The following is a 13,738-nucleotide window of genomic DNA, read 5'->3' on the forward strand; positions in this document are numbered from 1 at the left end:
AATTCCCTGAAGCCGGGCTGAGCGAGTTCGGTCAGCGACTGCGGCTTCTGGTGAAGGTCGTACTCATCCAGGCCTTCGGGCCATCCGATGATCGCCACCTCGACGCGGTCACCGATCTCATGGTCGACACCGGCTTCGCCGCCGTCGTCCGTGCGTCAGCAAACGATATCTCCGATCGGCAACGTCGCGACATACTCGAAATGACTGCGCAAATGATGGGCCAATGGATAGCAGGAGAAGTCACAGCCAACTCGGATCGATAACACGGCACCAACCCACGAAACGAATGCTGGGCGCGAGTGTCGGGATCAAAAGTCGACGGGGTCGCGGATGATCGGGCACGTCATGCAGTGCCCACCGCCGCGTCCCCGGCCGAGTTCGGCGCCGTTGATCGTGATGACCTCGATACCGGCTTTGCGGAGCAGTGTGTTGGTTTCGGTGTTGCGGTCGTAGGTGAAGACCACACCGGGCTCGACCGCCACAGCGTTGTTGCCCGAATCCCACTGTTGCCTCTCCGAGGCGTACTCGTCGCCTCCGGTTTCGATCACCCGCAATTCCGGCAGACCGAGCGCGTCCGCGACGACGTCGACGAACGGTGTGGTGCCTTCGTCGACCACCTGAACGCCGGGAGCCCGTTCGGTGGGATGAAGCGAGAAGGTATGTACCGCGCCGATGATCTTCGGATAGAGGGTGACGGTGTCGCGGTCGACGAAAGTGAAGACTGTGTCGAGATGCATCGCCGCGCGTAGCTTCGGCATTCCCGCGACGACGATGCGATCGGCGGCGCCCTGGCTGAACAGTGATCGGGCGACCTGGGTGATGGCGTGCCGAGAGGTGCGTTCGCTCATGCCCATCAGCACCACGCCGTGGCCGACGGGCATGATGTCGCCGCCTTCGAAAGTGGCTTGGCCCCATCCCTGTTCCGGGTCGCCCCACCACACGGTGGAGCCGGCGAACTCGGGATGGAACTGGTAGACGGCTTTCATCAACAAGGTCTCGTCGTGGCGCGCGGGCCAGTAGAGCGGGTTGAGGGTGAGTCCACCGTAGAGCCAGCATGTGGTGTCGCGGGTGTAGAGGGTGTTGGGCAGCGGCGGCATCAGATATTCGCGTATCCCGGTGGATTCCCTTGCCAACCCGAGGTAGGGGGTGCGGAGATCCTCCGGCAGGTCAAGGGTCGACATGCCGCCGATCAGCAACTCGGCCAACGAGTCGGCGCTCAGGCTTTCCAGGTAGGTCCGAGTGTTGTCGATGAGCCCGATGCCGACTTCGTTCGGCACGATTTTACGATCGAGTATCCAGTCGCGCGCTCCGGGAACGGCCACTGTCTGCGCCAGCAATTCGTGTAACTCCACCACCTGTACTCCGCGGTTGGTGAGCTTGTTGACGAAGTCGGCGTGATCGCGCTGAGCGTTTTCCACCCACATCACGTCGTCGAAAAGCAGGTCGTCGGCGTTCGTCGGGGTCAGCCTGCGATGGGCCAGGCCCGGTCGGCAAACGAGAACCTTGCGTAGCCGCCCGACCTCGGAATGGACCCCGTAGGACTGCGGTTGGGAGCTCTGATGGGTCATGGCCGTGCCCTTTCGGAAAGAAGGAACTCATGGCGCGATCGTGCCGGTCGCGAGGCCGATGACGCCTGACACCGCACCGACGACGATGATGGCGAACAGGCCGATTTCGGTCGGGGTGAACAGTCGGGCACCTCGTTCGGCGCGAGCTTTGACATACAGCAACGTCGCGGGCGCGAGTATCACGGTGGACAACAGAAGAAACTCGAGCCCTGCCGCGTCGAAAAGAAACAGGGTGTACACGGTGGCAGCACCGGCGATGATCGCTTCTTTGCGGCGGGTGCGCGCACCGACCTCCTCATAGGCTTCCCCGGTGATGGTGAGCTTGAGCGCGTACGCCGCCGCGAGGAAGTAGGGAATGAGTGCCAGGCTGGTGCACAGGTCGAGCATGAAGTTGAGTGCGTCGTCGATGACAAGGGTCAGCAACAGGAGTGACTGGACGGCGATGGACGTCACGATCAGCGCGCTGATCGGTGTGCCGTCGTCGTTTTCGCGGCCGAGGAATTCCGGTAGGTCGTCGCTGCGCGCCGGTGCGTACATGACTTCCGCGGCCATCAACGTCCATGCCAGATAGGCGCCGAGGACCGAGATGATCACGGCGATACTGATGAAAGTTTCACCCCAGGCCCCGACGACCGACTCGAAGACACCGACCATCGACGGCTGCCGTGTCGTTGCCATCTCGGGTTGTGGCATCACCGAATAGCTCGATGTTGTGACCAACGCGAAAAGCGCAAGCACGCTCAGGAACCCCAGCACGGTGGCCCTGCCGACATCGGTTCGCTTTCTGGCGTAACGGGAGTAGACGCTCGCTCCCTCGATGCCGAGGAACACAAAGGTCGTGATGATCATCGTGTTCCGGATCTGTTCGTCGAGACTGCTCAGGTCGTCGTAGGCAAAGAAGTTGTCGGCGAATACCCCGGCATCGAAGGAGACGAAGAGCACGATGATGAAGACGATGATGGGCAGGATCTTGAATACGGTGATGATCCGGTTGATGATCGCCGCATTCCGAACGCCGCGGGCGATCAACACGTGGAATACCCATACCCCGACCGTGGATACCGCGACCGCGAGCACGGTGTCACCGTCACCGAAACCGTCGTAGAAGGCGCCCACCGTGGCAGTGATGAACACCCAATAGAATGCGTTTCCGGCGATCGTGCTCGCCCAGAAGCCGATCGCGGAGTTGAAGCCCGCGTAGTCACCGAAACCAGCTTTGGCGTAGATGAAGACACCTGCGTCGAGTGCGGGTTTGCGGATCGCGAGGGTTTGAAATACGAAGGCGAGCATCAGCATTCCCACACCCGCGATCCCCCAGGCGATAAGCGAGCCGAGTATGCCCGTAGCCACTCCGAATCGTGCGGGCAGGGAGAACACGCCTGCACCGACCATGCTGCCGATCACCATCGCGGTCAAGGTGGGCAGGCTGAATTTCTTGTCGGCTTCTGGTGCGCTCGTGGCCATCCGATCTCCTCGCAGACTGTGGTGTCAGACAACAAGCCGGTGGACCCGCACGTCATGCTCGGTGACGAGCCGCCCGATCAGCGTCTCACGTGCAGGGCAGAACACTGCCGCGTACGCGCCGTCGACACTCACTCAACGAGTGGAATCACGCATCGTCCGGGTCGAGGTGATGCCGGAATCACCGATATCCGGCGGATCGGCCGTGAAGGGCTCGGTCACACCCCGGGAGATGCCCGCGACGAGACCGTCGATGACATCAGCGACCGCCGTCTTGCTGCGGAACTCGGCGCGAATGTCGGCCCACTGCGGGAGTAGCCGGGCGACGGCGGGGAATTCGATGAACTGATCGGCCGAGATCAGGTCCGACCAGTAGGGGAGAGCTGCCTCGTCTCCGTCGCGGTGATGCTCGGCGGCTCGGCGGCTCATCAGCTCACCGACCACGAAACGCCAGGCAGTCAGGTACATGTAAGCGGCTTGCCGATCGGATGCGCCCAATTCCCCTGCGGCATCGACGAATTCGTTGAGCATCCACAACGCCGCCCGGCCCGAGCTCTGACCGGTGACCAGAATGTCGGCCACCCACGGCAAACGGTGAAGAGTCTCGATGAGGTAGTCCACGATGGCGACCATTCGATCTCGTGGCGCGGTAGGGAGCTCGGGGCGTTGCAGTTCGTCGGTGAGTCGGCCGAGCACCACCGAGAACAGTGCTGCCTTGGTGGGGAAGTGGTGATAGATCGCGGCCGTACTGACCCCGAGATCGCCGGCCGGCTTGCGCATGCTGAACGCCACTGCGCCCTGCGTGGCCAGCAGTTGGGCGATCGTCAATGTCGCGCTCCCCGCCATGGATGCCGCGCTCGATCTCGGGCCGACCGGTCTGGCCTGGGCCATCAACGCCTTCCTGCTGCCCTACGCGGGATTGCTGCTGCTGGGCGGCCGCCAAAGGCGATGGCGATCTGGGGCGGCGCCGGCGCGGCGGGTGGCGCGCTCGGTGGTGCTGAGCGGGCTGCTCACCGACCACCTAGCTGGCGCTGGGTGATGTGGGTGAACGTGCTGTTCGTGGTCGCCGCCGTCATCGCTGTGCTGCGCGGGGTGAGCAACCAGGCGCCCACCGGAGAGCGACGGCTCGACATACTCGGCGCGGTGTTCGCCAGGCGTCACCGCACTGGTGCTCGGGGTCATCGCCACCGGTGAGCACGGTTGGGGCGCACCGCGGACGCCGGCATTGTTTGCCGCCGGCGCCATCGCCTTGCTGATCTTCGTTGTCGTCGAGGACAAGGTCGCCGACCCGCTGGTGCCGCTGAATTTCCTGCGGCGGCGCTCGCTCATCGGTGCCGCGGTCTTCGGTTTCCTGCTGACCTCGGCGCAGATCGCCAGCTTCTTCTTCGTCTCCCAGATGATGCAGCGCGTCCTCGGCTACAGCCCGACCGAAACCGGCCTGGCCTTCCTGCCGTTCTGTGCCGGCGTCATGGTGGGGTTGCGGGCAGCGCGGGTCGCGGCTCGCGACTTCGGGCCACGACCGGTGCTGCTCGTCGGCGGACTGGTCGGTGCCGCGGGTCTGCTGTGGTTCGGGTTCACCGATCCGTCCAGCGACTTGGTCACCGGCATCGTGCTGCCGTCACTGGTCTGCAGCGTCGGCGTCGGCGCCGCGATGGTCGCGATGGGTGTGGCGGCGTCGACCGGTGTGCCTGCCGAACAGGCCGGGCTGGCTTCGGGAATCCTCAGCAGCGCGCGCCAGCTCGGGGGTGCCCTCGGGCTGGCGGTGCTGGTCGGTGTGGCCAGTTCCGTTACCGGTGGCGCAACAGGCGCTGATGCGTTGTCCGACGGATTCGGCACGGCCCTGTGGGTGACTGCGGCGCTACTAGCGCTCGGTGCCGTCGCGGCGGTCGTGATCGTGCCCGCCGGGCGCCCGACATCGTTTGGTGCGATCGACCCGCCGCCCCGATCGTCGCCCGCGATCGGCGAGTAGCCGTGCCGGTCCACCTTGGTGACGGGTGCTCCTGTGACCCCGGCGGTGGACATCTCGAATCCTGTGCGCGATCGGCGCCGTGCAGCGGCAAACGTGCGCACCGCACAGGATCCGGTGCGCGTGCAGGGCGGCTGGGCGATGACCTCGGTCGCGGCGTTGGCCGGTGGAATCGTGGCACGGCCCGAAGCCGAGGGCTTCGGGCCGTGCACGACGCAGAGATCAGCGTGTGGTTACCGCGAGGCTCCGCGACGACCGGTGACCAGACCGACGAGGAACAACAGGATCACCGCCCCGGCGAGGCAGGTGAAGAAGCTGAACCACAACCCGCCACCTTCGACATCGACTCCGAACAAGCCGAGCAGGAACCCGCCGAGTAGGCCGCCGACAATGCCGACGACCACGTTCAGCAGGATGCCTTGCTGGGCGTCGGTTTTCATGATCTTGCTGGCGATCCACCCGGCGAGTCCGCCGATGATGATCCATCCGAGAATACCGAGACCGAGCATGGTCTACTCCCATCACCTGAAGGCGCTGGCGAACACCCGTTGTGCTCGCCCTATCGCGGCATACCCGGGTCCAGCGCGGTCAATCAGCCCTACACCATCGGTGCCTCGCGAGGCGCTGAGAGGTATCGCGGTCACCCGACTCGTTCCCGGCAGACAGCAGATCACGCGAGTGTGTGGCAACTGACGCGAACATGCGACATCCTTATTGTCGAGGCGTGGAGGGATAGGCACATGGACGTTCTCGTCGAATCAAGGCAGCTGGGCGGCGCGGACGCGCTCCGTGACCTGAACACCGAGCTACTGAACGATGCGCGGTGGCGTGGCCGGGTCACTCTGCTCGAAAAGCCCGCCCCCGAAGGCACTTTGGGACCGGTGCTGGAGGGTCTGCAGATCGTGCTACAGCCGCAGACACTGGTGCCGCTGGCCACCGCGTTGTTCGCCTTTCTGCGTGTCTATACCTCGGACATCGAGATCGACATCAAGCGCACCGACAACAAGACCGAAGTCACGTTGTCCGCCAAGCGGATCAAGCGGCTCAAGGACGCCGAGCTCCCTGCCGCGCTCGCCGAGCTGATCGGTCGACTCGACACACCCGACAGCGACAACTCAGAGCCATGACCGGACTGAGCGGTGCAGGCACACGCGTACTGCTCATCGGAACCGAACACACGAACAGCCCGAAGCTGTCCGACGTCCCGGCCGTGCGCACGTCGTTGGCGGATCTCGAACGGCGGCTGGTGGATTCGTGCGATGTTCGTCCGGCGAACATTCGAGTCGTTCTCGATCCGCCCGATCCGGTCATGCTGGACGCGGAAATCCGGGCCACCGCCGCCGCGGCGACCGATGTCCTGCTGATCTACTTCGTCGGGCACGGGCTGGTCGCGGCGGGCAACGAGCTGTTCCTCTCGACGGTGGCGACTGTCGACATCACCAAGAACCGCCCCGCCAGTGAAGCTTTGGAGTTCTCCGCCATTCCGGCGGCACTGTCCACGTCGACGGCGAGCACGGTGCTCGTGGTGCTCGACTGCTGCTATTCCGGCCGGGCCAGGCTCGGCTCCGATATCGCCGACGGCCTGCTGTTGGTGTCCGCGACGCCGTGGGGACCCGCGCTGGTTCGCGACGGCGCCGAGCACACCGTGTTCACCGGCGCGTTGCTGCAGGTCCTGGCCGCGGGCGATCCGAACGGCCCGCCGCAGACCACGCTCGCCCGCCTGACCGAGCTACTCGATCGCACACTGCACGACGTCGATCCCCATCAGCCCCGGATCGGCATCGAATTCCGCGGCAACGCCGGGCGACTGGTCATCGCGAACAACCGTGGCCACCGACGACCGAAGCTGGAGCCACCGTCGGATGCGGGCGCCGCCGACGCCGTCAACCCGTATCTCGGGTTGGCCGCATACGAGAAGGGGGATGCCGCACGGTTTTTCGGGAGGGCCGAGACGACTGCCGCGCTGACCGCGGCCATCGCCGCGCGCGCCACCGACATGATCGTGCTCACCGGAGCGTCCGGCGTCGGAAAGTCCTCGATACTCGGCGCCGGACTGCTGCCGCTGCTCGACAAGGGTGCGGAGTTCCCCGGCTCGGAGGCATGGCGGCAAGTGGCGTTCGCGCCCGGCGCCGATCCGCTGGCGGCCCTGCGCTCCGAGTTGGCCGGGGCCCTTCGAATTTCCCAGGAGGCCGTCGACAATCTGCTCACCGACCCCACCCGGCTGCGCGAAACCTGCACCACGACACCGATTGCCGTGGTGGTCGACCAGTTCGAGGATGTGTTCACCCATCATCTCGCCGTTGCCGATGTCTTCATCGAGAAGTTGACGGTACTGGCCGCCGTCGCCCGGTTGACGGTGGTTTGTCTCCGGTCCGACTTCCTCGGGCGCTGCCTGCGTTACCCGGTGCTCGGGCCGGCGGCCAGAGCGGCCGTCGAAGTGACACCGATGACGCCCGCGGATCTGCGCATGGTGGTCGAAAAGCCTGCCGCGCAGGCCGGTTTCGTGGCAGCAGAGGATCTCGTCGAGATCATCCTTGCCGACGCGCTGCCGCGCTCGGGTCGCTCGGTCGAAGTGTTGCCACTACTGTCGCACGCGCTGATGGAGACCTGGCAGGTGCGGCGGGACCGGATACTCACCGCCGCCGACTACATCCGGGCAGGTCGCATCGACAAAGCCGTGACCAAGAGCGCCGACGCCGTCTACGACGCGCTCGACGCTGCGGGTAGAACGGAAGCGCGCCAGCTGTTTCTAGCATTGGTCCCGCTGGACGGCGAGACGCAGCGCACCGGCCGGGTCGTCGCGCTGGACGATCTCCGGCCCGACCCTCGGGTGCTCGACGTCTTCGTCCGAGCCCGGCTGCTCGGCATCGACCGAGGCGCCGTGTTCCTCATCCATGACGCCCTGCTGGACGCCTGGAAACTGTTGCAGGAGTGGATCGACCAGTACGGCGCGGAGATGCGGGAGTGGCAGCGGGTCCGGAGCCGGGCCGCCGAATGGCAGTCCCGCAGACACCCGAGCCTGCTGATGTCCGGTCCGGCGCTGGAATCGGCGTTGCGGTTGCGCGACAGCGGCGTCCGGCTCAACAAACCGGAAGAGGAGTACCTGCACGCCAGCGAGGACAGGCGAACGTTCACCAAGCGCCTGAAAGTCGGCGTGGCCATGGGCCTGGTACTGCTGACCGTGTTCTCGGTGGCAAGCGGGATTCTCGCGATCGATCAGCGCGACCGGGCGAGCGCGAGCGCCGACGAGGCGGCCGTGCGTCAATTGCAGTTGCTGGGGCAGATCCATGCGGAAACCAACCCGCGTGCGGCACTGAGCTTTCACCTGGCCGCCGCGCGCATCGCGCCGAGTGACCGGAACCGCACGGAGCTGGCGCGGGCTTTGATCGGTAGCCCGTTCGGTGGTTCGGTCATCATGCCCGAATTCCAGGAGGCCGACGACGCCATCACAGCGGTGGCGCTCAGCCCCGACGGTGGTCTCCTGGCCGCCGCTGACCAGATCGGCCAGGTGGCGCTGTGGCGGGTCGACAACCACCAGTTGGTCGACGCTCCGGTCGGCAGATTCCGGGTCCGGCAGGTGGACGATCTCCGGTTCGACGCGACCGGCCGGACGCTCGTGGTATACGGCCATGACCACGACAAGACACGGCCGGTCGAGCAGCATGAGCGCGATGTCCAGTGGTGGGACATCAGCGATCCGGCCCGACCAACCTTCAGCCGCGCCGACGGTGGTGGGACGGTCGCGTTGATCTCCGCCGACGGGACGGTCGGCGTCCGGCGGACGCTCGTCGGCAACGCCTCCGTGACCACCCTGGTCCGTATCGGTGACCAGGTCACCGAGGTCGCGCGACCGGACATGCCGGGCATGCTGCTCGGATTCAGCAAAGACAATTCGATGCTCGTCACCGGTGACGGCTCCGGGTATGTCCTGTGGGATACCCGGAATCTCGCTCTCCCTGTGGAACTGGCGCGGTTTTCGACCGCCTTGCCGATCGAGACCGACCCGGCATCATTCGGGATGATCACCGGTGGACCGCGCGAGTTCGCCTCGTTCAGCGCGGACAACCGCCTGGTCGCGCTCGCCGGACGCGGGGGTCCTGTCATCCTGATCGACCTGGCCGACCGCACCCGGCCGACGGCACTGGGCACCGTCTCCGACACGGGACCGACCGGAGTCATCGGACCGAGCGCCACCCGAGCGGAATTCAGTCCGTCCGGACGTACGCTGACCGTCGGCGGAAGCGGTGCCGGCGTTCAGATCTGGGATGTGCGTGATCCGCTGCACCCGCATGTCGAACGCAGTCTCGACACCGAACTGACTGGCCAGATCCGGTCCCTGACCTATTCCGCGGACGGCCGTACGTTGGTGTCCGGTGGGCGGGGCGGAAAGACGACCTTGTGGAATCTCGGCGGCGGCACCGGGATCGAGGTCGAGACCGAATTCGAAGCCCTCGGTGACGACGGTTACCTCAGCCCGGACGGCATGACACTGATCCTCGACCGTCAGTCATCGCTCACGGCGCCCGAGATCCTCGAGGTATGGCGGCTGACCGATTCGCGGAACCCGGTGCGGGTCGGCGAAATACGTGAGCAGGCCGACGGAACCGCCGATGTGAGCATGACGCGCGATGGTCGTCTGGTCGCGGTGCGTGGCGCCGACGGTGCGACCGCTCTCTGGTCGCTCGTGGACCCGGCCGACCCGGTACTGGTCGGGTCGGTCGCGACGAATTCAAGGATCGGCCTGACCTATCCCAACACGCACACCATGACCGTGCGGATGGACCACGCGGGGACGACCCTGGCCGTCGAGCGGGAGAGCGGCTTCGGATACGTCGTACAGCTGTGGGATATCACCGACCCGGCCCGACCTCGGCACCTCGACGACATCCCGGTCGGCGGTTCTCCCCGACCCGTCTACACGGTGTCGCCGGACGGCCGGTTTCTCGCCGCGGCGACCGAATCGGACAGTACCGGTATTTGGGCCATTCGCGGACCGGACAAGCCTCGGCTGCTCGCGGAGCTTTCGGGAGCAGCCGGGCGCGTGACGGTCAGCGCCGACGGCCGCATGTTGCTGAAAACCAGCAGCTTCACGGCCGAGAACGCTGTCACCGAGGTCTACGACCTGACCGACCCCACCGTGCCGGAGCTACGAGAAGCGACCCAGCGGGTGCTCGGCTCGTCCGCTCTCGACCTGGATCCGCGGATACTCACCATCGCGTCGGGGCGCGACGTCATGCTCGCACCGACCGACAACATGGACAGCACCGTGCGGCTCTCCGGCCATCTGGGCACCGTGGACGCGCTGCGATTACGGCTGGACGGACATCTCGTCTCGCGCGATCCCCGGACCGTCCGAATCTGGGATGTCCGCGGGGCGCTGACGACGCTGCTCGATCCAGAAGTCGCAGCCTGCCGACGGCTCGGGGCGGCGATCTCCGAGAAGGACTGGCAGTACTACGCGCCGAACGTGCCCTACGACAACGTCTGTCGCTGACGCCAGGGCGTCACTGGGGGACGAAGTTGTGGATCTGACCGAAAACGTCATATCGCCGAAAAAGCGAAACCCCTCCGACCCAGGTCAGAGGGGTTTTCACTGTCGGGCTGACAGGATTTGAACCTGCGACCACTTGACCCCCAGTCAAGTGCGCTACCAAGCTGCGCCACAGCCCGTTCCTTGCCCCCGTCGCCGGGTGCTCGGAAAGATTACCGCAACAGTCCGCGTGAGTACTAATCGGCTGGTAGATGGCCGTTTCGGGATGCGGTCGAGACTGGTTCGGGGGGTGTGTCGGTGGGGTTGGTGATGAGGGTGGGGATTTTGGGGAGGGCGTGGGGGTGGTGGTCGGAGAGCCAGGTGAGCAGTTCCTCGCGGACGGCGCAGCGCAGGGTCCAGGCGTCGTCGGCGTCGGCGGCGGACATGGCGGCGCGCACGACGATGTTGGTGGGGGTGCTGTCGGTGACGAGCAGGCTCCAGGTGCGGCCGTCCCAGTCGGGGCGTCGGCGCAGGTAGGTGTGCAGATGTTCGCGCAGGGCGGGGATGGGGGTGGAGTGGTCGAGGTGGAGGGCGACGGTGCCGGTGACTTCGGAGCCGCCGCGTGACCAGTTCTCGTAGGGCTTGCTGTTGAAGTAGGAGACCGGCATGGTGAGGCGGCGGTCGTCCCAGATGCGGACGGTGAGGAAGGCGAGGGTGATGTCCTCGACCACGCCCCATTCGCCTTCGACGACCACCGTGTCGCCGATCTTGACCGAGTCGCCGAAGGCGATCTGCAGCCCGGCCATCAGGTTGCTCAGGGTGGATTGGGCGGCCACGCCCGCGATGATGCCGATGACGCCCGCCGAGGCGAGCATCGAGGTGCCGAGTGTGCGCAGGCTGGGGAACAGCAGCAGGATCACGACCGCCGCGGTGGTGACGACGAGCACCGAGGTGATGATGCGGCGCACCAGTCCCAGCTGGGTGCGCAACTGCCGCACCCGCGAAACCTCGGTTGTGCGTTGGGCATAGCGGCGCAGCAGGTGCTCGGCGACGGCGTCGGTGGCGCGAATCACCAACCACGCTGCCGCGATCAGCGCGGCGGTGGCCAGGAAATTCTGGACCACCGTGTCGCGGCGTGGATCCAGGTCGGCCAAGGGGTAGAAGGCACGTAAAAGCAGTGTGCCCAGCAGTAATTGAAGGGGCACCCGTACTCGGCGTACCGAATTCAGGTGGACACCGGGACGTCGGCCGGCGCTGTAGCGCAGCAACCGGTCGATCACCAGGCCGGCGGCCACGGTGATCGCGATCGTGCCGAACACCACGAGCATCGGCCGCAACAGGTCTTCCACGAGATCGAACTCCTCTCGTTCTCGACTCGCCTCAGCCGGTCGCTTACCCGGGTGTCGCGGCCTCAGACATGACGTTCTGATGGCAGCGGATCACCGCCTGGCCAGTTCGCCCAGTAGGGCGATGGTGCGGCGATGGTCGGCCTGGCCGCTGAGGTCGGTCGCGGTGAGGACGACTTCGGTCGCGCCCGCGTCGAAGTAGCGGCGGATGCCCGCGGCGACGGTTTCCTCGTCACCGATCAGTGCCAGATCCGCCGCTCTGGTGACTCCTTCGAGGTCGAGGACGCGGCGATAGGACAGGATCTGCTCATAGAAGGCCAAGTGCCGCAACGCTTCGGAACGGGCCGTCTCGACATCCGCGGTGACGACGGCAGGTACGAAGGCGACGATCCGCGGGGGAGTGGTTGCCGCCCTGGTGATTTCGGGAACGATGTGTTCGCTCAGCGTCCTAGGCCCGGCAAGGTAGGGCAGGGTGCCGTCGGCGAGTTCGCCGGTGACTCGCAGTGCCTGCGGTCCCATGGCGGCCACCAGCACCGGAAGCCGCTCGGCGCCGGGAACCGAAGTCGGTAGCGCCGGGGTGGTGGTGAACAGTTCACCGTGGATGTCGGCGGTGCCGGTGTCGAGAAGCTGCCGCAACGAGGTGAGGAACTCACGCAATCGGGCGATGGGCCGATCGAACGGCTGACCGAAGGCACTCGCGGACAAGGTGGACCCGACCGCGAGACCGAGATGGTAGCGGCCGTGCGTGGCGGCCTGGGCGGTCTGTGCCTGCGACGAGATCAGCAGCGGATGCCGTCCCGTCACGGGAATGGCGGAGGTACCGACCTGCAAGGTGGGTACCTCACGTCCGACGATCGCGGCGAGGGTGGGGGAGTCGTAGTCCATCCGCTGCCCGAACCACACCGCGGGCACACCCTGTTCGGCGACGAAGCGGGCCTGCTCGACGATGTCGTCGACGTAGTTGGTGGCGTTTTCGACGGCGAGCGCGATTCCGAGAGTCATGCCCGGTCCAACCGGGCCATCGGGAGGCTTTGTTCCGAAATGCCACTATCTGATCACCGTGATCGAAAGGGCCGTCGGCCTCAGAAAGCCGCCACCAGGCACGCCGCGAGAGTCACACCGAGCACACCCGCGCCCAGCAGACAGAACAACCATTCCGAACCGCCGCTATAGCCCTCGATGACCATCTTCGCCGGGCGATCCGGATCGTAATGGACGAGTACCGGCGTGCCGGGGCGGAAATTCACAATCCACGACTTACCCATGACGGCGCGTTTCTCGACGGTGCGCCCATCGGCCGTCACCCACCGGACCACCGTGTGATACAGGGTGCCGTTCTGTCCCGAACTGGTTGCCAATGGGACTACTGTGCCGACCGCTTTCGCGCCGGAAATCTTCAACTTTCGAGTACGGCGAATCAAGACCACACCGATAACGAAGAAGACCGACCCCAGGCAACCCGGAATCAGCGCGAACAACCATTCCGTTGACACAGTCTTCCCTCCCCACGACATTCACGCGCATTTCTCGTCGCCCGGTCATCCACCACCACCGCCCCCTCCTCCGCCACCACAGCCGCCGCCACCGCCTCCGCAGCTCGATCCACCCCCACCCCCGCAATTCGATCCGCCCCGCCTCCGCAGCTCGGTCCGCTTCCGTAGCTCGACCCGCCGGTTCCGCTCAATTTTCCCGACAGCCGCGCCGCGCGCCACAAACGCTCGCGCCGGGACAGCGAAGGCGACATCCGACCGATCTCGCGAAGTGCCCACAGATATTCGCGAAGCTCGTACATCGCGATCACCGTCGCGAGGGCGAGCAGCGGGATGCCCGCCATCGGCGCCGACCCCACCGTGGACGCGCCGATGATCGCCAGCAACAGTGCCGGGACCAAGTGCATGATGTCCCCGCCCTCAGCCGGCAGTCCGGC

The 13,738-nt window shown here is 65.8% G+C and carries 13 protein-coding genes, 1 tRNA gene and 1 pseudogene; 6 read left to right on the plus strand and 9 right to left on the minus strand.

What is annotated here, in order from left to right; genetic code table 11:
* Positions 1–263, plus strand: a pseudogene (locus AB0I35_RS20265) (TetR/AcrR family transcriptional regulator); the annotation flags it as partial.
* Positions 264–308: 45 nt separating this feature from the next.
* Here the strand turns inward: AB0I35_RS20265 and AB0I35_RS20270 are convergent.
* The 3 genes from AB0I35_RS20270 to AB0I35_RS20280 all read right to left on the minus strand — a co-directional run bounded on the left by AB0I35_RS20270 (position 309) and on the right by AB0I35_RS20280 (position 3,809).
* Positions 309–1,568, minus strand: a complete 1,260-nt coding sequence (locus AB0I35_RS20270) for an arginine deiminase (protein WP_357397651.1) — start codon at positions 1,566–1,568, stop codon at positions 309–311.
* Positions 1,569–1,595: 27 nt separating this feature from the next.
* The gene (locus tag AB0I35_RS20275) at positions 1,596–3,032 is read right to left on the minus strand and encodes a basic amino acid/polyamine antiporter (RefSeq protein WP_357397652.1); all 1,437 of its coding nucleotides are present in this window, start codon (positions 3,030–3,032) and stop codon (positions 1,596–1,598) included.
* A gap of 132 nt (positions 3,033–3,164) precedes the next feature.
* Positions 3,165–3,809, minus strand: a complete 645-nt coding sequence (locus AB0I35_RS20280) for a TetR/AcrR family transcriptional regulator (RefSeq protein ID WP_357397653.1) — start codon at positions 3,807–3,809, stop codon at positions 3,165–3,167.
* Between AB0I35_RS20280 and AB0I35_RS20285 the strand changes: the two genes are divergently transcribed.
* The 3 genes from AB0I35_RS20285 to AB0I35_RS20295 are packed head-to-tail and all read left to right on the plus strand — an operon-like array spanning position 3,808 to position 4,998.
* Complete coding sequence (locus AB0I35_RS20285) at positions 3,808–4,068, plus strand: hypothetical protein (RefSeq protein WP_357397654.1); 261 nt, start codon at positions 3,808–3,810, stop codon at positions 4,066–4,068. The genes AB0I35_RS20280 and AB0I35_RS20285 overlap by 2 nt on opposite strands.
* A 5-nt stretch (positions 4,069–4,073) precedes the next feature.
* A complete protein-coding gene (locus AB0I35_RS20290) occupies positions 4,074–4,223 on the plus strand; it encodes a hypothetical protein (protein WP_357397655.1) in 150 nt (49 codons plus the stop codon).
* The gene (locus AB0I35_RS20295) at positions 4,198–4,998 is read left to right on the plus strand and encodes an MFS transporter (protein WP_357397656.1); all 801 of its coding nucleotides are present in this window, start codon (positions 4,198–4,200) and stop codon (positions 4,996–4,998) included. Before AB0I35_RS20290 ends, AB0I35_RS20295 begins: the two co-directional genes overlap by 26 nt.
* A 230-nt stretch (positions 4,999–5,228) precedes the next feature.
* On the opposite strand, the gene AB0I35_RS20300 is transcribed toward AB0I35_RS20295, so the two are convergent.
* Entirely contained in the window at positions 5,229–5,504 is a 276-nt protein-coding gene (locus AB0I35_RS20300) for a GlsB/YeaQ/YmgE family stress response membrane protein (RefSeq protein WP_357397657.1), read from the minus strand.
* 231 nt (positions 5,505–5,735) lie between these two features.
* Between AB0I35_RS20300 and AB0I35_RS20305 the strand changes: the two genes are divergently transcribed.
* Together AB0I35_RS20305 and AB0I35_RS20310 are read left to right on the plus strand one after the other, a co-directional pair.
* Positions 5,736–6,122 carry a hypothetical protein gene (locus AB0I35_RS20305; protein WP_357397658.1) on the plus strand — a complete coding sequence of 129 codons (387 nt, stop codon included), beginning with the start codon at positions 5,736–5,738 and terminating at the stop codon, positions 6,120–6,122.
* Positions 6,119–10,489 carry a hypothetical protein gene (locus tag AB0I35_RS20310; protein ID WP_357397659.1) on the plus strand — a complete coding sequence of 1,457 codons (4,371 nt, stop codon included), beginning with the start codon at positions 6,119–6,121 and terminating at the stop codon, positions 10,487–10,489. The genes AB0I35_RS20305 and AB0I35_RS20310 overlap by 4 nt, the downstream gene beginning before the upstream one ends.
* Positions 10,490–10,591: 102 nt before the next feature.
* On the opposite strand, the gene AB0I35_RS20315 is transcribed toward AB0I35_RS20310, so the two are convergent.
* The 5 genes from AB0I35_RS20315 to AB0I35_RS20335 all read right to left on the minus strand — a co-directional run bounded on the left by AB0I35_RS20315 (position 10,592) and on the right by AB0I35_RS20335 (position 13,708).
* Positions 10,592–10,665: transfer RNA gene (locus tag AB0I35_RS20315), tRNA-Pro, on the minus strand.
* Between the two features lie 57 nt (positions 10,666–10,722).
* A complete protein-coding gene (locus AB0I35_RS20320) occupies positions 10,723–11,814 on the minus strand; it encodes a mechanosensitive ion channel domain-containing protein (RefSeq protein WP_357397660.1) in 1,092 nt (363 codons plus the stop codon).
* A gap of 90 nt (positions 11,815–11,904) precedes the next feature.
* Positions 11,905–12,813 carry a TIGR03564 family F420-dependent LLM class oxidoreductase gene (locus AB0I35_RS20325; RefSeq protein ID WP_357397662.1) on the minus strand — a complete coding sequence of 303 codons (909 nt, stop codon included), beginning with the start codon at positions 12,811–12,813 and terminating at the stop codon, positions 11,905–11,907.
* 80 nt (positions 12,814–12,893) lie between these two features.
* Complete coding sequence (locus AB0I35_RS20330; RefSeq protein WP_357397663.1) at positions 12,894–13,289, minus strand: DUF3592 domain-containing protein; 396 nt, start codon at positions 13,287–13,289, stop codon at positions 12,894–12,896.
* Positions 13,277–13,708: a hypothetical protein gene (locus AB0I35_RS20335; RefSeq protein WP_357397664.1), complete on the minus strand. Its 432-nt coding sequence runs from the start codon at positions 13,706–13,708 to the stop codon at positions 13,277–13,279. Before AB0I35_RS20335 ends, AB0I35_RS20330 begins: the two co-directional genes overlap by 13 nt.
* Between the last annotated feature and the right edge of the window lie 30 nt (positions 13,709–13,738).

It is taken from the genome of Nocardia sp. NPDC050378, assembly GCF_040655675.1.
GTDB classification, from domain to species: domain Bacteria; phylum Actinomycetota; class Actinomycetes; order Mycobacteriales; family Mycobacteriaceae; genus Nocardia; species Nocardia coubleae.